This is a genomic window from Zoogloea sp. LCSB751, assembly GCF_002028455.1.
Taxonomy (GTDB): Bacteria; Pseudomonadota; Gammaproteobacteria; order Burkholderiales; family Rhodocyclaceae; genus Zoogloea.
The window spans coordinates 1-275 of sequence record NZ_MWUM01000173.1; the positions used below are offsets into that span (position 1 = coordinate 1).

Annotated in this window: 1 protein-coding gene; it reads left to right on the forward strand. The window is 56.0% G+C overall.

All coding sequences use genetic code 11. The features are described 5' to 3' along the window. Positions 1 to 63: 63 nt before the first annotated feature. The coding region (locus B4920_RS26250; RefSeq protein WP_139379676.1) for a DoxX family protein at positions 64 to 275 on the forward strand (212 nt) is incomplete at its 3' end.

Here is a 275-nt window from a genome sequence, read left to right on the forward strand (position 1 = left end):
AATGAGTTAACAATTAGCTCTTACACTGTTATTACCAAGATGGGTAATCAAAGGAATCTGACGATGGACAAGATGAAAGATGTGGCACTGCTGGCGGGTCGTGTTCTGCTGGCGCTGATGTTCGTGATGGCAGGCTGGGGCAAGATCGGCGGTTACGCCGGTACCCAGGGTTACATGGAAGCCATGGGCGTGCCCGGGTTCATGCTGCCCCTGGTGATCCTGCTGGAGCTGGGTGGCGGTCTCGCCATCGTGCTGGGTCTCTTTACCCGCAGCCT